Source organism: Psychrobacillus sp. FSL K6-1267 (assembly GCF_038003265.1).
Taxonomy (GTDB): domain Bacteria; phylum Bacillota; class Bacilli; order Bacillales_A; family Planococcaceae; genus Psychrobacillus; species Psychrobacillus faecigallinarum.
This window is the reverse complement of the sequence record NZ_JBBOOR010000001.1, coordinates 299,653-324,787: the sequence shown is the minus strand read 5'-3', so window position 1 is coordinate 324,787 and position 25,135 is coordinate 299,653. Positions and strand designations below refer to the sequence as shown.

General features: G+C 37.7%; 24 protein-coding genes. 7 read left to right on the top strand and 17 right to left on the bottom strand.

The window, feature by feature from the left end; all coding sequences use genetic code 11:
- Positions 1–47 precede the first annotated feature (47 nt).
- The 12 genes from MHB55_RS01635 to MHB55_RS01580 form a co-directional block, all read right to left on the bottom strand.
- Entirely contained in the window at positions 48–1,685 is a 1,638-nt protein-coding gene (locus tag MHB55_RS01635; RefSeq protein WP_144538453.1) for a thiamine pyrophosphate-binding protein, read from the bottom strand.
- A gap of 15 nt (positions 1,686–1,700) precedes the next feature.
- The gene (locus MHB55_RS01630) at positions 1,701–4,439 is read right to left on the bottom strand and encodes a bifunctional diguanylate cyclase/phosphodiesterase (RefSeq protein WP_154311795.1); all 2,739 of its coding nucleotides are present in this window, start codon (positions 4,437–4,439) and stop codon (positions 1,701–1,703) included.
- 533 nt (positions 4,440–4,972) lie between these two features.
- On the bottom strand, positions 4,973–5,764 hold the full coding sequence (locus tag MHB55_RS01625) for an ABC transporter ATP-binding protein (RefSeq protein WP_340862413.1): 792 nt from the start codon (positions 5,762–5,764) through the stop codon (positions 4,973–4,975).
- A 20-nt stretch (positions 5,765–5,784) separates the two neighbouring features.
- Entirely contained in the window at positions 5,785–6,999 is a 1,215-nt protein-coding gene (locus MHB55_RS01620; protein WP_340862412.1) for an ABC transporter substrate-binding protein, read from the bottom strand.
- Between the two features lie 37 nt (positions 7,000–7,036).
- Positions 7,037–8,098: an ABC transporter permease subunit gene (locus MHB55_RS01615; protein WP_144538449.1), complete on the bottom strand. Its 1,062-nt coding sequence runs from the start codon at positions 8,096–8,098 to the stop codon at positions 7,037–7,039.
- A 4-nt stretch (positions 8,099–8,102) separates the two neighbouring features.
- Positions 8,103–8,987 carry a branched-chain amino acid ABC transporter permease gene (locus tag MHB55_RS01610; protein WP_144538448.1) on the bottom strand — a complete coding sequence of 295 codons (885 nt, stop codon included), beginning with the start codon at positions 8,985–8,987 and terminating at the stop codon, positions 8,103–8,105.
- A complete protein-coding gene (locus MHB55_RS01605) occupies positions 8,984–10,861 on the bottom strand; it encodes an AMP-dependent synthetase/ligase (RefSeq protein ID WP_151111580.1) in 1,878 nt (625 codons plus the stop codon). Before MHB55_RS01605 ends, MHB55_RS01610 begins: the two co-directional genes overlap by 4 nt.
- Before the next feature lie 16 nt (positions 10,862–10,877).
- Positions 10,878–11,651, bottom strand: coding sequence for an ATP-binding cassette domain-containing protein (locus MHB55_RS01600; protein ID WP_144538446.1), 774 nt, complete (start codon positions 11,649–11,651; stop codon positions 10,878–10,880).
- A gap of 244 nt (positions 11,652–11,895) precedes the next feature.
- The gene (locus tag MHB55_RS01595; RefSeq protein WP_144538445.1) at positions 11,896–13,107 is read right to left on the bottom strand and encodes a NupC/NupG family nucleoside CNT transporter; all 1,212 of its coding nucleotides are present in this window, start codon (positions 13,105–13,107) and stop codon (positions 11,896–11,898) included.
- A gap of 250 nt (positions 13,108–13,357) precedes the next feature.
- Positions 13,358–14,563 (bottom strand): EAL-associated domain-containing protein, encoded by a 1,206-nt coding sequence (locus tag MHB55_RS01590; RefSeq protein ID WP_340862411.1) that lies wholly within the window; start codon positions 14,561–14,563, stop codon positions 13,358–13,360.
- A 97-nt stretch (positions 14,564–14,660) separates the two neighbouring features.
- Complete coding sequence (locus MHB55_RS01585; RefSeq protein ID WP_340862410.1) at positions 14,661–15,308, bottom strand: SIMPL domain-containing protein; 648 nt, start codon at positions 15,306–15,308, stop codon at positions 14,661–14,663.
- A 120-nt stretch (positions 15,309–15,428) separates the two neighbouring features.
- A complete protein-coding gene (locus tag MHB55_RS01580) occupies positions 15,429–16,136 on the bottom strand; it encodes an alpha/beta fold hydrolase (RefSeq protein WP_340862409.1) in 708 nt (235 codons plus the stop codon).
- 234 nt (positions 16,137–16,370) lie between these two features.
- On the opposite strand from MHB55_RS01580, the gene MHB55_RS01575 reads away from it, so the two are divergent.
- Positions 16,371–16,736, top strand: coding sequence for a hypothetical protein (locus tag MHB55_RS01575; RefSeq protein ID WP_340862408.1), 366 nt, complete (start codon positions 16,371–16,373; stop codon positions 16,734–16,736).
- A 46-nt stretch (positions 16,737–16,782) separates the two neighbouring features.
- Here the strand turns inward: MHB55_RS01575 and hemH are convergent, their stop codons facing one another.
- Together hemH and MHB55_RS01565 are read right to left on the bottom strand one after the other, a co-directional pair.
- The gene (gene hemH / locus MHB55_RS01570; protein WP_340862407.1) at positions 16,783–17,694 is read right to left on the bottom strand and encodes a ferrochelatase; all 912 of its coding nucleotides are present in this window, start codon (positions 17,692–17,694) and stop codon (positions 16,783–16,785) included.
- A 158-nt stretch (positions 17,695–17,852) separates the two neighbouring features.
- Entirely contained in the window at positions 17,853–18,509 is a 657-nt protein-coding gene (locus MHB55_RS01565) for a vWA domain-containing protein (RefSeq protein ID WP_340862406.1), read from the bottom strand.
- 211 nt (positions 18,510–18,720) lie between these two features.
- Between MHB55_RS01565 and MHB55_RS01560 the strand changes: the two genes are divergently transcribed.
- On the top strand, positions 18,721–19,776 hold the full coding sequence (locus MHB55_RS01560) for a YeeE/YedE family protein (protein WP_340863949.1): 1,056 nt from the start codon (positions 18,721–18,723) through the stop codon (positions 19,774–19,776).
- Between the two features lie 70 nt (positions 19,777–19,846).
- Complete coding sequence (locus MHB55_RS01555) at positions 19,847–20,071, top strand: sulfurtransferase TusA family protein (protein ID WP_144538438.1); 225 nt, start codon at positions 19,847–19,849, stop codon at positions 20,069–20,071.
- Between the two features lie 44 nt (positions 20,072–20,115).
- Here the strand turns inward: MHB55_RS01555 and MHB55_RS01550 are convergent, their stop codons facing one another.
- Complete coding sequence (locus MHB55_RS01550; protein WP_340862405.1) at positions 20,116–21,090, bottom strand: macro domain-containing protein; 975 nt, start codon at positions 21,088–21,090, stop codon at positions 20,116–20,118.
- A gap of 147 nt (positions 21,091–21,237) precedes the next feature.
- Between MHB55_RS01550 and MHB55_RS01545 the strand changes: the two genes are divergently transcribed.
- The 4 genes from MHB55_RS01545 to MHB55_RS01530 are packed head-to-tail and all read left to right on the top strand — an operon-like array spanning position 21,238 to position 23,409.
- Positions 21,238–21,726, top strand: a complete 489-nt coding sequence (locus tag MHB55_RS01545; RefSeq protein ID WP_340862404.1) for a sigma-70 family RNA polymerase sigma factor — start codon at positions 21,238–21,240, stop codon at positions 21,724–21,726.
- Complete coding sequence (locus tag MHB55_RS01540) at positions 21,719–22,708, top strand: anti-sigma factor (protein ID WP_340862403.1); 990 nt, start codon at positions 21,719–21,721, stop codon at positions 22,706–22,708. Before MHB55_RS01545 ends, MHB55_RS01540 begins: the two co-directional genes overlap by 8 nt.
- The gene (locus MHB55_RS01535; RefSeq protein WP_144538435.1) at positions 22,690–22,989 is read left to right on the top strand and encodes a hypothetical protein; all 300 of its coding nucleotides are present in this window, start codon (positions 22,690–22,692) and stop codon (positions 22,987–22,989) included. Before MHB55_RS01540 ends, MHB55_RS01535 begins: the two co-directional genes overlap by 19 nt.
- A 36-nt stretch (positions 22,990–23,025) precedes the next feature.
- Positions 23,026–23,409 carry an SLAP domain-containing protein gene (locus MHB55_RS01530; protein ID WP_340862402.1) on the top strand — a complete coding sequence of 128 codons (384 nt, stop codon included), beginning with the start codon at positions 23,026–23,028 and terminating at the stop codon, positions 23,407–23,409.
- Between the two features lie 36 nt (positions 23,410–23,445).
- Here MHB55_RS01530 and MHB55_RS01525 read toward each other — a convergent pair whose 3' ends face one another.
- Together MHB55_RS01525 and MHB55_RS01520 are read right to left on the bottom strand one after the other, a co-directional pair.
- Positions 23,446–23,928: a hypothetical protein gene (locus tag MHB55_RS01525; RefSeq protein WP_340862401.1), complete on the bottom strand. Its 483-nt coding sequence runs from the start codon at positions 23,926–23,928 to the stop codon at positions 23,446–23,448.
- 259 nt (positions 23,929–24,187) lie between these two features.
- Positions 24,188–25,132, bottom strand: a complete 945-nt coding sequence (locus tag MHB55_RS01520; RefSeq protein ID WP_340862400.1) for an MBL fold metallo-hydrolase — start codon at positions 25,130–25,132, stop codon at positions 24,188–24,190.
- Between the last annotated feature and the right edge of the window lie 3 nt (positions 25,133–25,135).

Here is a 25,135-nt window from a genome sequence, read left to right as displayed (position 1 = left end):
TAGAAGGAAAGCTCTTACCTGAGAAAAACAGATAAGAGCTTTATAATTTATTTTCCAAATGATGACAGGAATTTAACCCGATCTCCCATCGGCGGAATGTTGTTATCCACCAAAGATATCTCTAATATAGCCGGGCCATTCATCTGAAGGAGGCTATTAACTACTTCCTCATTCAGGTCTCCCATTTCTTCTATACGAATACTAGGTATGTTCATTGCTGCAGCCATTGCAGCAATGTTAATCGGCTCTTGTGCAAATGTTGGATGAACACGTTTGTATTGCAGATTATGACCATGGTATACCATGCCTAATCGGGCATTGTTCATAACAACAAATAGAACAGGAATGTTGTATTCTTTAGCAGTCAAAATTTCCATCCCATGCATGAAGAAACATCCGTCTCCTGTAATTGAAACTGTAGGACGATCTGGCTCCGCAAGCTTTGCACCTATGGCAGACCCTATACCACTTCCCATAGCACCGAAATGAACATTTATATCAAATGTGCTATATTCAAGAACATCCATATGATGTATAACATAAGCCATAAATTCCCCAATATCTATTGTGTATCGAGTAGAAGAAGGAAGATAAGACTGCAACTGTAGCAATACATTCTTAGTGCTATATTCATCTAGAATTTGATCATTATTTTCTTTTCTATTAAACGCCATTTCTTTTCTCGTAAGCCCTAAAGACTTAAGCTCCTCTATTAATGCAGAAAGGCTTAGTTGAATATCGCCTAGGACAGGGATATCAATTGAATACTTGCGATTAAAGACGGTTTCATCGAAGTCCATTTGAACCGTAAAGCGCCCATCAGTAAGACTGCTGTTATAGTTATTAGTCGCTGTTTCTCCAAGGCTTGAACCAATAATTAAAAGTGACTTACCGTCTCCATCATTTATAAGATTAGTGGCTTGTTCTGTAGCTGCAAATCCAAATACCCCAGCAGATAATGGGTGATCTTGGCGAACATAGCCTTTTGCGACAGGAGTTGTCATTATTGGCCATTCCAGAATTTCGGCTAACTCAAATAATAGGTCTACAGAATTTCTAACTCCTTGCCCTACAAATATATAACCACTTTTTCTTTCCACTAGCTCTTTAGCTACCAGCTTAATCGTTTCAAGGTTTGGTATTACTTCTTCTCGTACTAGTATGGAAGGAATCTCTTCAATGCCACTAGGCCCTTGTTGAACATCAATTGGCATAGCAATATGAACTGGTCCAGGTACTCCAGAAACAGCAATTTTTGTAGCCTTTACAATCTCCTTTAACAAATCCTTTGAGTCTCTTACTGTCACACTATACTTCGTTACAGATTTATAAATAGGGTCCGCATCAAGCTCTTGAGAAGCATTTAAGCCTTCCGTACTCACTGGTACAGCTCCCGTTAAAAACAAAATCGGCAAGTGTTCTCTCATGGCATTTGCTGCACCTGTCACTAAGTTAGTGCCGCCAGGTCCACTGCTTCCAATACACACACTTAGCTGATTGGAGTACTTTGCATAGGCTGCCGCCATATAAGAGGCTGCCCCCTCATGCTTAGTTACAATTGGCGTTATCTCCGGCATATCATATAATTCATTGAAAAAAGCGTTCACAGAGCCTGCTGGTATTCCAAATACGTGTTGTACACCGATCCCCTTTAAATATTCCAACACAGAACGAACAGCCTTCATTTTCATATCCCCCTATTAAATCAAATATTTTTCTTTTAATGCCTCTGCTTTTAAAGGAACACTAAAATAATATCCTTGCATTAAATAGCAATCCTTTGACAACAGAAAATCTAACTGTTCCTTTGTTTCGACACCTTCCGCAATTACATTAAGCTTCAAATTCTGTGCTAGTGTGATGATTGTATTGGTAATGGCTGAATTACTATCATCATCTTCTCTAATATCCTGAATGAATGATTTGTCGATTTTTAACGCATCAATTGGAAAGTTCTTAAGATATCCTAATGACGAATATCCTGTGCCAAAGTCATCTATCGCTATCTTCACGCCAATCTCTTTTAGCTGCTCCATCATTTCAACCGTCAAGTCTTTGTTTTTAATGATTTGATTTTCCGTCAGCTCTAAATGTAAAAATTCGGGCGCCAAATTTACATCGATTAAAATCCTCTGAACTACTTCTACTAAATCATTTTCTTCAAATTGTCTACTTGATAAGTTAACGGAAACACTCAATGCATGATTCCCCTCTTCGTGCCATTTCTTCAATTGCTTACAAGCATTTTCCAATACCCATTCTCCGATTGGCACTATTAAACCAGTATCCTCTGCAATGGGAATAAAATCAGCTGGAGAAATCATCCCTTCTGTTGGGTGAATCCATCTCAAAAGGGCTTCAACTCCTATAATAGAGTTTGTCCTACTATCAATTTGTGGCTGATAATATATATCTAATTCATTTCGGTCTAGCGCTTTATATAAGGCATTTTCTAGCTTAATGCTCTCTAATGATCGGTTATTCATCTCACTCTCAAAGAAGTGATATCCAGTTCCGGATTTTTCCTTAGATTTATACATGGCAGCGTCTGCATTTTTTATTAAAACTTCTCCATCTTCACCGTCTTTAGGAAACATACTGATTCCTATGCTCGTTTTAATGTATACTTCATTTCCCATTAAGGAAAAAGGCTGAGAGAATATGTCCGAAATATGGTCTACTACAAGTAACACATCTTCTATACCATTAATGTCAGGCAGAACAACAGTGAACTCATCGCCCCCCTGTCGGGAAGCAATTGCTTCTTTTGGAATTATAATTTTAAGACGGTTTGCCACCTCGCGAAGCAACAAGTCGCCATAGCTGTGTCCTAAACTATCATTAACTAACTTAAAACGGTCTAGATCCAAGTACAAAACTGCCACCTGTTGTTCTTTGTTTTCTAGTATTTTTTTTAACTTATCGTTTAACAAAACTCTGTTTGGGAGATCAGTTAAACTATCATAATATGCCAGGTATCTAATCTCTTCTTCCATTTTCTTTCTTTCAGTGATGTCCTTAAATGTTACAACTTGCCCTATCACGTTTCCATCCTCTTCTATAGAAGAAAGTACATATTCTACAGCTAAAATTGTTTTATCTTTCTTACAAAACATTTGTACTGTCTCTCCAAATGGCGAATGGTCTGGCTCATGACAAATAACTGTAGACGATGGTGTTCCAATTAGTTCTCCCTTTTCGTATCCAAGCATTTTTTCACTAGCGGGATTACAAAATGTTATTCTTCCATCCAAATCTATTCCAAAAATTCCCTCCCCGGCAGAGTTTAATATTAACTCCTTTTCTTTACTTAAATGTTGCAGCTCATGAACTACTCTTTCCAATTCTGTGTTTTTAACTCGAATTTCCGATGTTCTCTCTTCTATGATGGTTTCCTGCTTGTCCATGAAAAGCAGATTAGATAGGCTTGCTGCAGTCGCATCTACGATAGATTGGGTGAGAAGAATGTCGGACTCCGAATACTCCAATCCTTCTTCATCTAGATTCACAACTGCGATTAACCCCAGCACCTCTCCCATTGTTACTAATGGAAATAGGAACATCCCTTTTATACCAAATGTTTTACAGGCCTCATGATTAGGACGATCGTCAGCAAATACGTCTGGAATCATTATGGCCTTTTTAGTTAAAATAACCTCCTGAAATACAGGGTCATTTTCGTCTACCTTTAAAGTTTTATGCGTTTTCATCCAGTCTTCTTCTGTCCAGTCACTATTCTGACTCAGGCTGGCTGGCTTAATATTTTTTTCAGCCATAGGATCCAATAAATGAACCCCGATGTTATAGTTGCCTAACACCTTACCGACATAAAAGAAACAGCGGTCTATGACTTCCTGCATGGTTGAACACATGGATAACTCTCGGGTATGATCCAAAAGTAATTGTTTTTCCGCTATAAGATTTTCCTTGCGCGTAAGATTTGTAGCATTTTGAATAGCTACTCCAGCCATATTGACATAAGCCTCTACTGTTTGGATTTCATCTTCCGTCAAATTCATAGGTGAACCGTAATCGAATAAGAACACAAGTCCAAAAAGTTCACTTTCAAATGAGATAGGTAAAGCTAATAGAGACTTTATCTGAAATGTTTTTACGGCTCTTGGATCTGGCCTTGAATCCTTCGAAGTGTCGGGTATGTAAATAGTTTTTTGCGTTTCTATCACTTCTTTTGCAAGTAGATCATATTCCGTTTCGATCATATGCATATCTAACGTAAACCCATTGATAAAATCCGGTTTTCCAACGAAGCCTCTAAACTGTCCATCCTGCTGCGGCAAATAAATTCCTACAGAATCGCACCGAACAATCTCCTCGGATATAGCCTTGACGACTTGCTCCAATACTTCTCTTAGGTCTAATGTAGTATTAATCAACTTAGTTATATGTGCTAGACGAGAATATCTCGTTTGCTTTTTCATAAGGGACCTCCATTTTTGAATAATCTATAAGTCTTTCATTTTAGTTAAATTAATATCTATAATAACACCTTTTTTTGTCAATAAATCTAGTAATATTATTATTTATCGAGAATTAGGAAGAACTAAAACTTTCTCATCAAAAAATATATTGTAAATATTAATACTTTTCCCTATTAACAAAATATTAAAACTAAAAATATAGAGCTTAGTACCTAAATCTCCTATTCTTTATTTATAAGTGATTTATTAGCGAGTAATTATATAGGTGTATTATAAACTAAAAAAAGGATGAACTTAGAGTTCATCCTTAAAATAGTATAATAGGTTTTTCATTGTAGCGAGTAGATACCCATTGACTATATTGAAATAGACGCAATGAGAATATACTCCTCTTAATATTTCCTTGAAGATGCTCTTTGTGCAAGGTTCTGCGACTTCTCTGCAACATTGGGATCCTTTTGCGCAAGATTTGAACTCATCTCTGCAAAGTTCAGCGGCATCTCCGCAAGGTTCGCCACACTCTTTTAGATTTATCACCAAACCATTCGCTGTTTACGCCTAACCTCCTTATTGTCTCTGTAATTCCTCTCTCCATCTTTACCAATTCCTAAATAATGTTCCTTTACCTCTGTATTCGACAGAAGACTTGGAGCGTCACCTTGCAAAACTACTCTGCCATTTTCCATTATATATCCATAATCCGCGATAGATAATGCCACATTGGCATTCTGCTCTACAACTAGGATAGAGGTACCTTCCTCCTTATTTATTTGCTTTATATTTTGGAATATTTCCTTCACCAATAAAGGTGCTATCCCTAAGGACGGTTCATCCAATAGCAGCAGCTTAGGCTTAGCCATAATCCCTCTGCCTATAGCAAGCATTTGCTGCTCACCACCTGAAAGGAAGCCTGCCTTTCGGGAAGATAGAGGTTGAAGCTTTGGGAAATATCCATATATTTTTTCTATATCCTTTTTTATATTTGAACGGTCTTTTCGAGTGAATGCACCCGCCATAAGATTTTCCTCTACCGTTAAATCTTTAAAAACGCGTCTACCCTCCATACACAAGAATATACCGTGTCTTACAATTACATCAGGAGTAAGTCCCTTTAATAACCTACCTTCAAATTCGATAGTTCCGTCTGTTAATTGCCCATCCTCGGCATAAAGCAGCCCCGAAATAGCTTTAAGTGTTGTCGATTTCCCTGCACCGTTACTACCTAAAAGAGCCACGATATCTCCGGTTGGAACCTGAAGGGATGTTCCCTTTAAAGCTAAAATAATTTTTGAGTATACTGCTTCTACATTATTAACTTTTAGCATGTCAGTTCCTCTTTTCTATTTTAGTCCTTATAGCTAAAGTAATCCGTCAAAGGTTCCCATTTACCACCCTTCACAATTCCTAGACGAGTTTGCTCCGTACCTGTATGATTGTCAGCGCTAAAGCTTACAGGTGCTCCAAGTCCACCAAGATCAAATTCTTTTAAAGATTCAAGACCAGATCGGATCTCTTCTCCTGTTATATCACCATCTGGATGCTTTTTAGCAGCTTCTTCTATACCAGCAACCATGATTTTGGCGGCCGACCAGCCTTGGATAAACTTTTGATTGATATCCTCTATTGTTTTTCCCTCAGATTTTAAATATTCCTCCACCTCTGTCATTCCTGGATGATCCTCGTATGGTAGAGCGTGAGAAAGAATACCAATGTAGCCCTCTGCCACTTCTTCTCCTACCATTGTAATAACTCCTTCACCAGAGGCCCAATTCAAGCCGATGAATTGAGTGTCTATATTTAGGGTTTTAGCATCCCGTAGAATTGTTGCCGTTGCACCCCATGTTTCTTGGATAATTGCATAGTCTGGATTTTTCTTCTCCATATTCAGTAATTGAGATTGCGCCTCTGTAGCTTGAACATCCACTATTTGTTCATCCACTATCTTAATACCAATTTCCGCTGCATAGGCTTTAATATCTTCAATTGGAGAACGTCCAAATGCTGTATCATTATATAATAGTGCTACCGTTGGATCTGATCCTTTATGATTATCCTTAATCCACTTAAGCACAGATCTTCCTTGGTCTGAATATGATGCTGCAACTAAGAAGTTATAAGGACTTTCCTCTAGATTTTTCAAGCTCTCTGAATAAGATGCAGAGAAGAATGGAAGCTTATCACTTGCCACTTGCTGACGTAATGCTTCTGTATCTCCAGTTCCCCACCCAAGAACTGCAGAGACTTTCTCCTTATCACGTAGCTCTTGATAAATCTTTTGGGCTTCTGGAATAGAATAAGCATAATCCTTCCCGTTTAACACCAAATCAACACCCTCTATTTCTCCTTTATCCTTTGCATATTTAAAATATGCTTTCTCTCCTTCAGCGTATGGTGTTCCCACGTCCCCAGTTCCGCCAGTAATATCGTACAGGCCACCAACAACTACCTTTCTAGCACCATCACTGCCTTCGGATGCACCCTCCTCTGAACAAGCGCCTAATAGCAACACGAACAGAATACCCATTATTGTGAATATAAATTTATTACTTCTCAACTTCATCCTCAATCCCCCTTGCTTCTAATGAAAAACTAACTAGCTAATATGAAAATGGCCAAAGCCTAAAGTACTTCTTTATATTGATCCATATATGTGCGAGTCCCCCTGGCTCAAAGATTAAGAACAAAATTATCACCGCTCCAAATACAAAGTCTTTAAAGGCTGAAAACAACTGATAGAAATCAGGCATAAATGCTGCCAAAATATCTATGAATGAGCCTAGCATTACAGGCAGCAGCGTGATAAATGCCGCCCCTAAAATAGAACCGAACACACTTCCCAAACCACCTATTAAAATCATGGCAAGGTACTCAATAGATACATGGAAATTATAGAGCTCGGGACTTACAATCATCGTATAGTGTGCAAGCAATGCACCAGAGATTCCTACAAAAAATGAACTTATGGCAAAAGCCATCACTTTATATTTAAATAAATTAATCCCCATTATTTGTGCGGCAATATCTCTGTCTCTGACAGCTAGAAAAGCTCGGCCAGTCCTCGTTCTCAATAAATTAGTGGCATACATGATTGTGAGTAATAAAATGATGACACAAAGATAGTAATACTGTGTATTACTTGTCAAAGACACATTTCCCACCTTCGGCCGATTCAAGACCATCCCAGCAGTGCCGCCCGTCAAACTATCCCATCTACTAATGACGAATAAAATAATAACTTGTGCAGCCAAAGTAGCAATCGCCAAGTACAATCCTTTCAAGCGCAGGGACGGTATTCCAAACAGTCCCCCTATTAAAGCTGTAATAATGCCAGCTAGTGGTAGAGAAATCCAAAAACTCAATCCATATGTGGAAGTAAGAATAGCTGAGGTGTATCCCCCCACTCCTAAAAATGCTCCTACTCCTATAGAGATTTGGCCTGTAAAACCGGTCAATATATTAAGTCCGATTGCCCCAACTGCCGAGATAGCACATAAAGTAAGCAAGCCTATCCAATAATTGGTGGTAACTAATGGGAGCAGGAGGACTATCGCTACTATTAATAGACCCTTGACCTTGCCAGAGGTCGTCCCAAACATTTTGGCGTCATCTAAATAGGAGGTTTTATAATTTCCACTTTCTCTAACAAACAGGTTTCTCACAGGTTCACACCCTCTCAATTGTTCTACTACCAAATAATCCGTATGGTTTTAACATTAAGATGAGTAAAACCACTATAAATGGAGCAACCTCCTTTAAACCTCCTCCAACGAGTGGATCTATGTATCCTCCCGCCAGATTTTGAAGAATACCAATTACAAAACCACCTACAATTGCTCCAAGAACACTGTCCAATCCACCTAGAATTACAACTGGAAGGACGGTCAAACCAATAGCTGACATAGTGGGGCTCAGTCCATTGATATTTCCTAGTAATATTCCACCTACCGCCGCAACTACAGCAGCTATAGTCCAGGTCGCTGCATACACATATTTCACACTTATGCCCATAGACATAGCAGCCTGTCGGTCATCCGCTACCGCTCGCATGGCGATTCCCATTTTAGAGAATTTGAACAGCAATAGGAATATCGTGAGTAGAATTATCACAATTGCGAAGGACCAAAGATAAACGGGACTAATAATAATCCCAGAAATATTTATAGGCGTCGTCGGGAATATTTTAGGGAACATTCTTGTTTGATGACCCCAAATCATATGAACTGCTCCTCCCAACAAACTAGACAGTCCAATAGTCGCCATAATAACGGACACGACAGGCGCATTTTGTATTGGTCTAATAACTAATCGCTCCACGATTAGCCCTAGGAGTGCGCTGAATATAAGTGTTATCAGCAATGCAATGAAAAATGGAATACGGTAAGCAGTTATCAAAACTAAGCAAATATAGGGACCTATAATAACAAACTCTCCATTTGCCAAATTTAGTGCACCACTTGCCCTATAAATCAACACGAATCCTAATGCTACAAGTCCATAGATACTTCCTACGACCACACCAGTGACAAGCATTTGAAGAAAAAATGTCATAAAGTCACCTCCTGCTCTCTATTTAGTTGAACCACTCGCAAAACCTCATTCTCACTCATCCCCATAGAGATGTTTTCTTTTTCTGTATACATACCATCTATTAGCATCTCATAACGATTTTCTATAAACTTCCTTCTAATTTTATAGGTTCGGGTGAGCTCTCCATCATCCACAGAAAACGGCTTGTGTAGAAGAGTAAATTTTTTTACCCTTGCAAAGGCAGGCAATTCATTCATTAGTAATGACACCTGTCGTTCAAGAAACTCTATTACTTGACTGTGTCTGGCCAACTCCGCATATTCTGTATAAGTTATTTTTTTCTTATCTGCCCATCTCCCCACGCTTATCCAATCCATATTTATAATGGCAGTAACATATGGCTTATTTTGACCAAAGCAAACTGCCTCTAGAATGTAGGGATTTGACTTCAACTTACTTTCTATCAATCTTGGATATATAACCTCACCATTTTGGTTAACAATAATATCCTCTATTCGATCTAATATATATAGATGGCCATCATCCTCAAGGTGACCGCAATCCCCTAAGGATATCCATCCGTCTAATCCCTGTTCATTTTCCCCATTTACGCTGCCGTTTGTAACAGCAGTATTTTTAATATAAACTGCTCCATCCTCGCCAATTTTAGCCATCGTATTTGGTAGAGCCTTCCCTGAACTCCCGGCTCTTACTTCTTTATCTCTTTGGACAAAGGCTATTCCAGCAACCTCAGTTCCCCCATAGGTTTGCTTAAGGTTTACTCCGATGCTGTGATAAAAGTAAAACGCTTCTGAATGTAATGCCGCTCCTGCAACATAGGCTCTTTTAACTCTTGCCAATCCTAAATGGTCTCGGATAGCACTAAAAATGACCATATCTCCTAATATATACATGGCTTTATCAATGAATCGAAGAGATTCTTGGTTTAATTCTGCATAAGCTACCTTGTCACCGAATTTCTTAAAGTATCTAAAAATAGTCTTTTTAAATTTGCTAGATGCTTCCATTCTGTTAGTAAAGCTAGACATAATAGATTGATAGACTCTTGGCGGCGCTAATAATGTGTGTGGCCCTATCTCTCTTAAGTCTCCTAAAACTGTTTGGGGTCTTTCAGGGAAGTTAACTACTGTTCCTTCTATTAATGGAGTTACTATTCCTAATATCTGTTCATGAACCCATGCAAAAGGTAGGAAGGAAAAATAATCATCCTTCGTTTTCACTTTATCTATTGCTAACAGACCCACTGCTGCCTGTATAAGATTTGCATGAGTTAAAATAACTCCCTTAGGCGTTCCGGATGTAGCTGCACTATACGCAATGATTGCTGGATCATCTGCGAAAACCTCTGGAAGTGGTTCTAAAGAGAATTTTGCTCTTTCTCTCAACAATGCTATCCCATCCGTTAATAAATCCTCAAAATCTACCAACTTCGGATGCTTATAATTCCTCATCCCCTGTTTGTTATAAAAGATTATTTGCTCAATTAAAGGTATTTGCTCTTCAATTTCTAATAATTTATCTACTTGCTCATGATTTTCAACAACTACAATACGCGCTTGACAGTCATTTAAGTAGAATACAAGCTGTTCGGGTAAAGATTCTGGATAAATCCCTACTGCTACGCCACCTAAACTTTGAACTGCAAGCTGAGTATAAACCCACTCAGGCCTATTATCCCCAATAATCGCAAGACTTTCTCCTTTATAAAAATCAAAATATTCAGATAAAACAATAGACAGTTGATTTACCTTTTTAACATATTCTCCCCAAGTTACCTCATTCCATATTCCTAGATGCTTTTGTCTTAGAGCAATCTCTTGCTGATGGTTAGCAGACCTTTCCGCTAAAAGAGTGGGTAATGTTTTTCTATCCATTCCTAGTTTCCCCTTTCTAAATAACGGTTTCTTCTCCAATATAGGCCTTTATAACGTTTGGATTTTCTTGAATTTCTGCTGGAGTTCCAAAACCAATACGCCTACCAAAATCTAACACAGCTATATGGTCAGATAAATTCATTACAACACCCAAATCATGCTCAATTAATACTACCGTTATATCCATAACCTCATGCATTTCCAAGATAAAGTGAGACATAATATCTTTTTCAGCATTATTCATCCCGGCCATTGGTTCATCCAATAATATCAAGTCAGGACTTAATGCCAGCGCTCTTCCTACCTCCACTCTTTTTTGTAATCCATAAGGCAGCGTGCCGACTGGAATATGACGAATATCCTGTAACTCTAAAAATTCAATTACCTCTTCTACCTTCTTTCTATGCTCTATCTCTTCCCTTGCTGCTTTCCCAACGTATAACCCGCCACTTAGAGGACCTGAGTTCATCAATGAATGTCTTCCAAGCTTTAGATTATCAAGAACGGACATATGGGCAAATAACGCTATATTTTGAAATGCTCTAGCAATCCCTAGTGCAGTACGATTATAAGGCTTCATATTTATAATTTCCTGTCCATTATATAAAATGGAGCCACTAGTCGGATGATAGAGACCACTGATACAATTCAACATACTAGTTTTCCCAGCTCCATTTGGCCCTATTAATGAAAAAATCTCCCCTCTGTTTATATGGTAGCTGACATCCTCTAGCGCCTTCACTCCACCAAATTGTAAAGAAACATTTTTTATCTCTAATATAGGATCCACTAGGACTCCTCCTTTTATGTAAGGGTTTACAGTTAAGCTTTTTTTGAATATTACTGTACATTCAATAGCTTTGTCAATGAAATTAATGCGACTTATTTCCTAATATTTTGTCGTTATATGTTTGAAACTGTTGAATTAAAATGAGTGGTGGTAAATATCTTTTATTCATCAAAATAAAAACCCCCTATGTCTAGTCCCATAGGAGGTTTTGTAAAATCATTATTCGACAAATAATTTTTCTATTTTATAAAAACATTCCCGCTATTGCTGCACTCAATAATGACGCTAACGCTCCAGCGATAACCGCCTTAAATCCTAGGCGTGCAATATCCTCTCGTCGGTTTGGAGCCAATGAACCTAATCCACCTAACAATATTGCCATAGAGCTCAAATTTGCAAAGCCGCAAAGAGCAAAGCTTACAACAAGATTTGTTTTTTGGGAAAGTCCCGCCATCTCATCAGTAAATGACTTATAGGCAACAAACTCATTCAAAACTAGCTTTTGACCTATAAAGGACCCGGCTTCCACTGCCTCCGACCACGGGACGCCTATTGCAAAAGCTAGTGGAGAAAAGATAAAGCCTAAAATACCTTCTATAGTAACTCCCTTATAGCCGAATAGCCCAGTAATTCCGCCAATAAGGCCGTTTAAAAGAGCAATCAAAGCAATAAATGCTAATAACATTGCCCCCACATTCACTGCCAGTTTCATCCCATCTGCTGCTCCACTTGCAGCAGCATCAATAACATTTACTTTTGAATCATCCTTTTCCAGCTTAAAATTTGTATCATCAATTGTTTCAGTTTCAGGAAAGATTAATTTTGCCATTATCAGTCCCGCTGGTGCAGCCATGAAGCTCGCAGCAAGTAAGTATTCGAGAGGTACGCCTAATAATGAATATCCTACTAAAACAGATCCCGATACTGATGCAAGTCCTCCAGTCATAACGGCAAAAAGCTCTGATTTTGTCATATTTGCAATAAAGGGACGAACAACTAAAGGAGCCTCTGTTTGTCCAACAAAGATATTAGCAGCAGCCGATACTGATTCAGCTCTACTAGTTCCTAAAAGCTTTGAAAGTCCTCCTCCAATAATTTTTATGAAAAATTGCATGATGCCCAAATAATATAAAACAGAAATCAAAGCTGAGAAGAAAATAATAATGGTCAAAACCTGTATAACAAAGATGCTACCAAACTGATCAACATCAGATAGTGAACCAAATAAGAAAGAGATACCCTCGCTAGCATACCCAGTTAAATTTTGTACCCCTTCTGAAAGCATAAGCAATGCTTTCCGCCCTAAATCCCACTTTAATACGATAAATGCAAATACAAGCTGTATGGCTAAGCCAATTAATATAGTCCTTAAATTTATTGACCTTTTGGCATTGGAGAGAAGAAATGCTATCGCTAAAACAACAAGAATACCAGCCATTCCCCAAAGTATATTCATATGCAAAACACCTTCTTTTTTAGTGTGTTAATAGCTTTACTCAATTTAGACATATTCTAGCTATTCCCTATTTTCTTCGAAAAAACCGGTTAATCATTTTATAATAATTTATATTGACACACATAAAAAATCGAAATCTTAGAAATAGGATTTCGACGGAGTTAATATTCAATTGTCTTAAAGTTTAGAAATACTGACGATGTAAAACTTTCAAAAAAGCCTGCTTTCTTTTAAGAAAGCAGGCTTTTTTTTATCTGAATATATTTTTTTTAAATAAATAGTCATAGGAAATATCAATAAAAATATACTCGCTGTTATTGATTGGAACTGAGAAAGTTCTCGTCATTTCTCCTGTTTCAATATCACTATAAACATCCGAGAACACGCCACTCTGATCATTTCTCATTTTAATGATGGTTTTCAAAAAGTATGGTCGCCAGCTCCAATTTTTGTTAATTGCTTCTTCTTGAATTCGCCATTTGGAATCAATTCGAACAATATTCGGTGATGTCTGGAAGCCCTCCTCATCACAAATATAAAGACGGAATGAGTATTCACCCAATTCTTCCGCCAATTGCAATAATTGATTTACATCCTCACTAGATGATTTAATCGCTTGGACCTTTTTCTCTAGTTTGTTTTGTAATTCCTTCAATGCATTAAAATTCTCTTCCAATATCCGTTTTTCAGTAGCAATAAATTGACGACATCTATCCTTAAAGCTTTTCTTTAGTTGATTACGAGGAATTAGTACTGTACTTGCTTCAGCCAAATATTTCCCCTGATAGTATCTGCCACTATTCTTCCAAGCAAATTGAAGTTGATGGACAGTATCGATACCTTCGAACAACATATTTGCTCCAATTTTACGCGCCAATGAACTAAGTGATGTAAAGAGGTCATTTTGTACTCCCCATGATTCATAGCTTAGCTGTTCAATATTTACTTTAAGTATATTAGGTGCAAGCATTTGAATATAGTCTAAATGACTCTCAGAGCCTAGCTGGTTAATGGCTATTTTTATTCCATAAGTTTTGAAATAGCGCACTACATTATTTAATTGATGAAAATCACCTTTAAAATCATGTTCAGATATCACTAAAACCACTCGAGAAAGTTCTTCCTCAGGAATATAGTGCTTGATAATTTCAAAGAAGCTTTCTCCGTAATCTAGCACAAGCAAATTAGCATTACATGGCAGATAAATATCAAAGTTCTTTGGCTGATTAACAAGCTCTCCCAAAGCAATATGGAGGATTTTATGCTCCACATCATTTCTATATTCTTCGGGAACCTCCTCATCGTAAGCGAAACTATTTAGGTCGAGGAGCTTGTCATCGTATTTTAGTTTGCCAGAAACCTCGTATGCAACAACGACATGCTCGTCTGCGCTAAAGATAGGTTGAAAATAAACCTTTACATTATCTAAGTTAGTTAGAACATCGATTGCATCCATCCTGAACCCCCCTTATCTCCATAAATACATGATAAGTCGTAAAAAGGTATTATGCAAATGGACTTTTCGTATTTTTATACAAAAAAAATTATAATTATTAAAACTGAAACTTAACTGTAACATTTGCTTTAATCGTGATAACGCCCTGTTCAATAGGAGTTGCTCCGACAGCAGAATCCAGTGACATCATTCTATACGGCACTATAGGGCTTCCTTCGTTGTTTTCCACTATTTCTATTACTTGAGGAGCAACAGAAAGCCTCATCGTATCTGCTATCGTCTTAGCCTTTGACTGTGCATTAAGTAATGCCTTGCTAAGTGCCATTTGATAGTATGTTTCTTCGTTATCTAATCGAAATTCTATAGAAGAAATTCGATTAGCTCCATTACTGACTGCTGTATCAATTACTTTTCCAACTAGGCCTACGTCAGGTATTTTCACTGAGATGGCATTAGTCACCTCATATTCTCTGAAAACCTGTTTCCCATCTACAAAATCGTAACGAGGGAAAATATTATATACAGCGGTTTGAATATTCTCTCTCGGAATTTCTAACTCCAGTATAGATTGAATAACCTGATTCATAATTGCTGCATTTCTTTGTTGAGCTTCCTCTACTTCGTTGCCTTCCGTACTAACTTCTACCTGCAGGAAAGCATGATTCGGCGGAACCTTTACCGTTCCCTCCCCATTAACGGAAATAGTTCTAATTAGAGGACAAGGCTGTAAAGCATTTGTATACATAAGATCCCCTTCCATATTGCATATACAATAGCATATGCTCCTCATCCAAAAAACTTGTTTAAAATAATAATTTCACAAGCGGAGAATATTGGACTCTTGTTACATTTCTTTCTTGCAGTATCAATGTTTCTTTAGAAATGCCTCCACTACTTTTGTATAAATAACCGGTTGATCCTCATGCACTAAATGTCCTGCAAAAGGAATTATGGCCACATGTATATGCTTGTTTTCTTTCGGATAAATTGTTGCTCCCACGGTTTCATGAGCATTGTTTTCCCCTACTATGTAAAGTACAGGGAAATGGAATCGATACATTGATAACATATCCTCAAAAGGATACCAATCCTCTTTTTTCCCTAAGTAGATGAACCGCCTCCAATCAGATAAATGTAGTTGATTGAAATAAGGGACGAACTCATCGTTTAGCAAAACCTTTTCCTGAGTCCTTACGTCCTGCATATGTAAATCAAGCCAGTTATTTGGTTTAACAGGCATAATGCCCGAAACAGTAAGTGTATGAACGCTAGCTGGAAATAGCCTTGCAAATTGTACAGCCACAATAGCTCCAAGTGAACATCCAACCAAATGAACCTTAGCTAATCCATAATGCTCGATGGTTTCTAATAAATCATGTGCAGAATCTATAAAGAAGTCTTCTATTTCATCTGAAGCCGACTGACCGTGCCCTCTTAAATCTGGAGAGAACACCCGATAGCTTTTGCAGAAAAACTCCCTTTGATATTCAAAATCAGTATCCCCTGTCTGTAGTCCAGTATGTAAAAAGATAAGCGGCTCTCCACTTCCCTGAATATGTGTATGTAAAATCATTTAGTAGCCCCTCTCCAATCAATTGCTCATGTTTAGTTAAAGATGGATACATCCGAATAACCCTTACAAAATATGGTATATATAAAATTATACATAAATAGAAAAGTTAAATATATATAAATTAAAAATATTTAGTTAATTTAAAGTGTGCTCCTATTTTTTCCTTCAATATTTCCAACTCGTATGTTTATATTAAATAGTTTTCGGGAAATTTTAAGCAAGGAGGCGATAGGGATGCCGTGGAGTAAAAATGATTATCCAGATTCAATGAAAAATCTTGAGCCAGACATTCGAGAGAAGGCTATTGAAATAGCCAATGCATTATTAAGAGATGACACGGATGAAGGAAGAGCAATTGCTATTGCAACTGCTCAGGCTAGGAAGGCAGTGAACGGAGATGATAGCGGCCGACCAAGATATGAAGTAAAAGCCCGAGAGGATGACTGGGTACTACTAAAGGATGGTGGAGAACGCGCTATTTTCTCAGAGGATACCAAGGAAGCCTTGCTTGAAAAGGCAAAGCCTTACGTCAATGATCATAATGGAATTCTCGCTATTTATCAGGAAGATGGGGACTTAGATAGTACGTTGTATGAATAGTAATAGCTATAAAAAGAACTTCAGACAAATGAGGTTCTTTTTTTGTTTAACACTTCGTTATTTGTTCCTTCACTATTTCCGCCAATGCAATAACCGTATCAAATGAATCTCCGGGAAATTCAGAACGGACAAACTCTACCTTTAACTCTTCGCTAACAAGTTGTGTATCTCTTCCTATTTCAAAATAGGATTCCATGTCAGTTACTATGGATAAAAGCTCGCATGTTACAAATCCTCGAGAGCCCGCTGCTGCTAACGACCTGATAGTATCCTTGACATCTGGACCAAGCCATCCTACCTTACTGCTAGCACTGCGATAAGACATCATCCAGTTAGATACCCCAGCTTCTCTTGCAACAGCCTGAGCCATTGCTTGAAATTGTTCAATATAATCATCGTTTCCTTCTGGGTAGAGAGGTTGGCTATGGACGGTAAATAATACAAATGCATCATCCTGTACATGTGCCGGAAGCCACTTGTAGGCGCGCCTCACTCGATCGGCGTAAACAGAAATAATAGCTGGGTGAGTATTCCATTTTTCGATATGAATAAGCTTTTTATTTTCTCCTGATCGATTTAGGAAATCCTCTACTTCTTTTTGATACACACCAGCTCCACTTAGAGAAAATATAGGGTTTACTGAGAAAGTAACAACGGTATCTACCCCATCTTCTATCATTCTCTTAAGCGTCTCATTTAAATAAGGAAACGTATGCTTGTAGGCATTATATACTTTTATGTCTTTAGGATAGTTAGACAATAATTTCTCCAACCCTTGAGCAATGCGTTCGGAATGTGCACCCAATGGATCATTGGATCCGAACTCTCGATATCTTTTAACAAAGTCCCCTATCATCTTTATGGTTACCTCTTTCCCTTGAATAAGGTGGGCAAAAAAATCAGGTAAATCATCTTTTGATTTTGGAGCTCCATACGCATAAAAAATAATTCCAATCATTGTTCTTTTTACTCCCTTCTAGTCTAGTAGACATTATAAGAAAAATAAAAGAGCATCATAGCTTTTATCATTTGAACTCCAATATGATGAAATCTAGACAAAAGCATCTACTTTATTTCAAAAGGCCAGTCGTTTGACTGACCTTAATATATATATGTTTATTTTCTTTGTTGCTTGCGGCTATTAAAATCTCTCTCTATTCCCTGCTTCCATGAACGATCTATGTTGGTACCTTTTCGATAGGAGGATACTACGTTACTAACAGATTCGTAGTTCAAGCGAGTTCCTTCTTTGTCTGCATGGTATTTTACTGCAAACTCCTCTGCAATCCCAAAATTAGCCGCAGTAGCAATTGCATCAATATTGGCGCCGAGAAATATGAATTCCCATCCATACTTTTCTTTCTGATGTGAAATCATTGCTCTAATTTTTTCATATGTGTACTCACAGCTAGAGTTTTCCATCCCATCAGTCGTAATAACAAATAATACCCTATCTGCACGTTCCTCGTGGCTAGTTCTTTTTTGTATATTCCCGATTTTCTGTATGGATGATCCTATTGCATCGAGTAAAGCTGTCATCCCCCCTACCAGATAATCTTGCTCCGTGATTGACGAAACGCCCTTAACATTTATCCGATCATGCAATAGGTCATAGTTATCGTTAAACAATACGGTTGTAACGATTGCCTCTCCTTCTTCCTTCTTTTGGTTCGCAAGCATGGCATTGAACCCTCCAATAGTATCTGTCTCCAGCCCTGCCATTGAACCACTTTTGTCTAATATAAAAACTAGTTCTGTTAAATTATTTTTCATTATATTTCCTCCATTTGTTTTTTGTTTACAAATGTAGAATATCAATTACTACTATATAAAAGGTCGCTTTCGAAGGGACATTCATATTTCTCCCCACAAATTGGCAATCATTTTTTTCGAGCAAAAACATTGTCATAATTACTGTTCCAATGTAATATAATCCTATCAGTTTAGTATGAATTAAAAAGAAGGCGGGATAAACGTGATACAAATGCTCATTACAGGCTTATTTTGTGGAGCCCTATTGGGATTCGTCATGCAACGTGGTAGATTTTGCTTGACTGGCGGTTTCCGTGACATGTACTTAACAAAAGACAATCGCATGTTTTATGCGTTATTAATAGCAATTGCCGTTCAAAGTGTAGGTGTCTATACATTAATAGAGTTAGGCGTTTTTGAATTTAATGCTGGTACTCTACCATTATTAGCAATTATAGTAGGTTCATTTATTTTTGGTATCGGTATTGTGTTAGCAGGAGGATGTGCGACAGGTACTTGGTATCGTGCTGGAGAAGGCTTAATCGGAAGCTGGATTGCTTTAGCGGGATATATGCTAATGGCTACAATCATGAAAACTGGGGTATTGGTACCTTTAAACGATAAAATAAGCTCTCCTCAGCTATCAACTAACTCAATTCCCGAAACACTTGGAATCAATGTATGGATTTTAATAGGAATATTAGTTGCTATTGTAGGATGGATAATTTATAAAGAAGTAACGAAACCAAAAGTCTTCATTCCATCATTGAAAGCTAAAAGAACTGGGTTAGCACATATTTTATTTGAAAAACGCTGGCATCCATTTGTAACAGCAGTTTTAGTTGGGGCTATTGCAGTTTTAGCATGGCCATTAAGTGTGGCAACAGGACGTATAGGTGGGCTAGGGATTACTACTCCTTCCGCTAACATCCTCCAGTATTTAACTACCGGTGACACTGCGTTTATCAATTGGGGCGTATTTTTAGTGCTTGGTATTTTCATCGGCTCATTTATCGCAGCAAAAGCCAGCCGCGAGTTCCGCTTCAGAATGCCCGATGTTAAAACGGGTATTAATAGTTTTGTGGGTGGTAATTTAATGGGCTTCGGCGCTAGCTTAGCTGGTGGATGCTCTATAGGTAATGGTTTAGTTATGACTGCCATGATGACTTGGCAAGGTTGGATTGCTTTAGTATTTATGATTCTCGGAACATGGACTGCGGTATACTTCGTATTTGTCCGTGGACGCCAAAAAAACAAAGCAATGAAAGCAAGTGTAAAAACAGCTTAATAAGTGCGAGAGACTGCTCCTCAACCACCAATTTTAAAAATTACTTATCATAAAAAAGGAGAGATTTTATATGAAACAAGTATTAGAAGTTATGGGAATGGTTTGTCCTTTCCCTTTAGTAGAAGCAAAAGAAGCTATCGCTGAATTAAACTCAGGTGACGAGCTTGTAATTGAGTTCGATTGTACACAGGCTACTGAAAGCATCCCTCGTTGGGCAGCAGAAGAAGGACACAACATCACTAACTACGAACAGCTAAGTGATGCAGCTTGGACAATTACAGTTAAAAAGAAATAATATATTAGGGGATCCAGACACTAGTCAGGATCCCTCTTTTTCTTTTATGCTCCTAATATTACTTGGTCAAAACTAAACAGGGCCTCATTAATCTCGAATATATTATAGTTTTCTTGTTGGATAAAGTACTCAATAATAACATCAAATTTATGACTTCTAGATAGCGTATAGCCTGCTTTTCCTAGTAGTTCATTTGTTTCTTTTAGATCTAATTGTAGAGCAATGGCAAAGGCAACTACAGTTTTCTTTAATGGGGTATAATCTTTGTTATTTCTGATTTTAGAAAACAGACGACGATCAATATTCGCTCTTTTGTATACTGCCACATCACTCATACCCTTCGCGTCTATGTAGCAAAGAAGCGTCTCGGAGAAGGACTTATCCATATGCTCTACCATTTCCTCTAGAGTCTGATTGGATTGCACCTCCATTAAATCTTCTTGTAGATACCTTTCCCTTCTATTCCTCCCGAAGCTTAAATCCATTTCGTCTACATAATGCTCATCGATAAATTCTTCGATAGACCTAAACAGTTTCTCACTTAATTTAAACGCTTTTTTATCAAACACAACGATATAAACAAGCATTTCATGTTTCATTAAGAAGGAACTTATCGTAGAAATTGCAACTTGTAGTGCCTGCTCCTTTGGATAACCGTATATACCGGAAGAAATTAAAGGGAAAGCAATAGATTCACATCCATATGATGAAGCTAAATCCAATGAATTTTTGTAGCATGCCTTTAGTAGCTCCTCTTCTTTATTTGAACCACCTTCCCATACTGGCCCTACTGTATGAATAATATATTTAGCTTTTAATTGAAAGGCTTCGGTCATTACAACTTCGCCTGTTGGACAACTCCCTAGATTATTACAAGCCTCTTGTAGCCTCGTCGATCCAGCCGCCTGAAAGATTGCTCCGCATACACCGCCTCCCATTTGGAGGTCTCGATTTGCCGCATTAACAATAGCATCTACATGCATTTTCGTAATATCGTTTCGAACGATTTCTAATGGCATACTCTCTATCCCCTTTCCCTCACGGTCATTTTCTATTAAGTTAAATGATAGACAAAACAGAACAAGTTGAAAAGTATGACATATTTTTTTATTTTATTGCAACTTTTTAAATACTCCATACGAGGATAATGTGAAAGGTGGGAAGAAATGGACATTGAAATGCTTTATTTACAGTATGTGAACGATATTTATCGTTACATCTATTCTCTGTGCAAAAATAAAGCTATCGCAGAGGACTTAATGCAGGACACGTTTTATAAAGCCCACATCGCTTTACTTTCCAATGAAATTAGAGATATCAAGCCGTGGTTATTTAAAGTGGCCTACTATACATTTATAGATTACATACGGAAGGAAAACCACACGCAGCCTTCTAACAATATTAAAACCCAAACTATAGATACCCCCGAGACAGTTGTATTGGAGGAAGAATCATACCGAGCGCTCTTAAAGTTATTGGATCAGTTATCTCCATATGAAAAGCAGGCAATAATGCTTTGTGACGTACATGAATGCACTTATGAGCAGGCAGCTAATATATTAGACTTGAAATTAAATACAGTGAAGAGCCATTTACTTCGTGGGAGAAAGAAAATGAGGTTGTTACTGACAAAGGAGGAAACGAAAAATGGATGAATATGAGAAATTACTTGCGAACTCCAAAAGAGATTGGGAGAATGCAACTGATACAAATAAATTACAAAAATCTATGAGAAGAAGTATTTCTTCATCTAGGTGGAAATTGATTCTTGCAACCCTTACAACTGGATTACTCATTGTGCCAATCAGTTATCTTTTAACCTTTATCTACTATGCATTTGGTACAAGCTCTACAACACTAATGGATGTTGCGAGCAACACATTATACGTGACGGAACCCAACACTTCACTAGAGGAAATGGAATTTGACATGGAATTTACCCCCTTTTCTATGAAACTAGGATTCGACCAGTATAAACGTATCGGAGAAGAGGATTATATAGCGAACACTTACAACTTACAATTTACGCTAGGGAGCCTTTCTAAAAAAGAAGTGGATACATCTCTTGAGCGAGTGGGTGCTAAACATCCTACAGAAACAAATCCTTGGTTGACCCACCCAGATAATCGCAATGAAATTGATAATTCTCGTGAATGGAAGGTTCTCGAAGGCTTACCTGATGAAACAGTAGCAGAGGCCTACATTTCGTTAAACGATGTAGTAGATGTAGAAGAAATAGAAAAACTAATGCCTAATGTAGATATCGTGTGGGCAGCTATTGATACTGGTGTAGAAGACAAAAATTTAAGTAAGGATGGAGATGTCGTTTCTCCAATTGGTTATCCTATACAGCTTGATCAAACTTATTGGTCACCTTTTAGAGATGTGGCTTCCAATGAAGAGGCTTTTATCGATATTCTCCAGTTTATCGTTAAGCATGAAGAATTAGCGACAGAAGTGTCTAGCGCTAAGAATTTAGCTCTATCTGAACGCATTGAATATATAGAAAAAAATGGTGTGAAGACATACGCAGTAGTAGTGACAGGTCCAAAACAAGACCTGCTTGGATTAAAGGATCTAAGCGTTATACGGACATTAAAAATTGGTGAGGTGAAATTATGGAATTGGTCACATTAAAACGTTTCGATCGTATATTAAACATTGCAGGCTGGATTGGAATTTTAAGTGGATTAGCTGCTCTATTTTTTCTAAACATCGGGATTTTAACAAACTTTGCTATTGATATAAATAGCCTTTACTCAATTGCAGTTGGACTTACGATTATTTTAAGCGTTTTGGCTCTATTTTCAAGAACTAGCCGATCACTAGGTGTATGGGGTATTGGTTTGGGAGTATTTCTCATGCTATTTCAAACAGTTATTTTCTTTTTAGGCTGGATGGTTATCCCGTTTCCGTAAGAAATGCTAAACTAGTTTCATGAGGAGGGATTTAATATGCAGAAGCTACAATGGGAAAAGTCCTGGGACAAAGCAGTAGCTACCCAGGATCGAGAACAAATTGAACTCATTTTTCTGAAAACGAAAGACCTGATGATCGAGGATATTCTTTTCACTCCTATTCGGGAAGCAATCAATTATAAAAAAGAGTTTCTTGTAACTGTCCTGGTACATAATTTTACCGATCAGGAGCTCATCTTTGACCAGACTCGGTTAGTCTATGCCATTGGTAACGAGATAAAGGCAAGACACCTATTCACAATACCGATGCTTATAATCCCTCCTAAAGCTAGTATGCCTTGGACATTTATATTTCCAGAAGGAAGTTATATCGCGGCAGGCTTTTTAGAAAATGGAAGATTACAAATACATTCTATTTAAAAAGGATGATTGTGACTTAAATCACGATCATCCTTTTCAATTATCTTCGTGAGTAGTTATTTCATACTCAAAATGGCTAACATTATCAAATCCTTTAACACGATATAAGAATCTTCCCATATGATTCTTGCCAGTTATATCTAAAATAACCACAATTTTTCTAGGATTGTACGAGGCTAGATAAGCGAGACTTACCTGTTCTTCTCTCATTTGGTTGTTGAGATACTTTAAATATAAGCTCCGATCATTACCAACCTTATTTATAGCGGGAGTATAAAGACTTATACTCTCCTTAGGCTCCAAACTTCCGATACTACCTAAATCCTGGAAGAGTGGGTTAATAATAAAACTTAAATTGGTTAGTTCTTCATCACTTGAATTAGTCACCTCAATTGTCACGCCATCTTCGTAATGATAATATTCCCCCTGAAATAACCGTTCATTTAAATAGAGAGCTCCCAATACAAAGAGCACAAACGATATGAGAGCTCCTAAAAGGATGTAAATTTTTTTCTTCAACAAGACCCTCCACTCTAGTTACACATCTTATATTTTTCTTTTATGACAATTTTTTATAAGCTCGTCTCGTTGCATATTCTGAGCAGCCATAACAAAGTTTCAGCTTCTTTCCCTCTGGACTTTTAAACAAACGGTAAGGGCCTGCTTTTCTATGACAAATGGAGCATTTTGTAGAAAATATTTTAAACATTTTGTTCCTCCTAAAACTATATCTCTGTTAATCTCTTACTTTTACTTTTTCTACACCCTGTGTAATTTTTTAATGTTGCTTCTCCAAATAATCCAATAACCCCATAGCACCAACCTCGGTGTCAATTTGGATGATTTGATATACTTCATGGTCATCAGGAATCTCTTGCCCTCTTAAATGATCCTTTACTAATGCCTGAAGTCTTTTTGCCAGCTCCTCATGGTCTTTTTGTTCTCTTTTAACGTCCTTTGCCGTTTCCAAGAATAACGGAAGCCATTCAGAAACCTGCGCTAGTCCTGCTTCTGCATCAGCAGTCATTCCAAAGTGACCATAGTAAATATAGCTTAATTTCATATTTTGGAATCGCTCGATAGCTTTTTGCATCGCCTCTGGATTGAATTGATTTGGTGAAGTGGAAGGTAGCACTAGATCAATACCATCTTTAGCTAGCTGCTCGTAACGAACTCCAACCGTGTCTCCTGAAAACATGCCATTACTGACCGGATCATAAATGCCAAAATGATGATTGGCATGACCCGGAGTATCAAAGAAGGTCAGTGTACAATTTTCTCCAATCTGTAACGTTTCTCCTTCTGCCCTGGTTAACAGTCTTTCCTCTGGAATCGCAACAATAGGATCAAACAAGTCATCAAATTTTGAACCATATACTGCTCTTGCGCCTGCAATAAGTCGCTCAGGCTCAGCCAAATGTCTGGCACCCTTTGGATGCACAACTACTTTCGCATTAGGACATTCCTGCAATAACAGGCCTGCTCCCCCAGCATGATCTAGATGAATATGTGTCACAATAATATATTTAACCTCATCTAAGGAGAATCCCAGTTCCTGTAAACCTTCCTTCAAATGCTTGACCGAGGGACTTGGTCCTGTTTCCACTATTGTTAATTTCTCTTCCTGAATGACATATGTACCTGTTCTTTCTGTTAATCCCATATCATAACCATCGATTAAATATATTCTGTCATTCAGCTTTAATGGATATCTGTTTTTCATCTT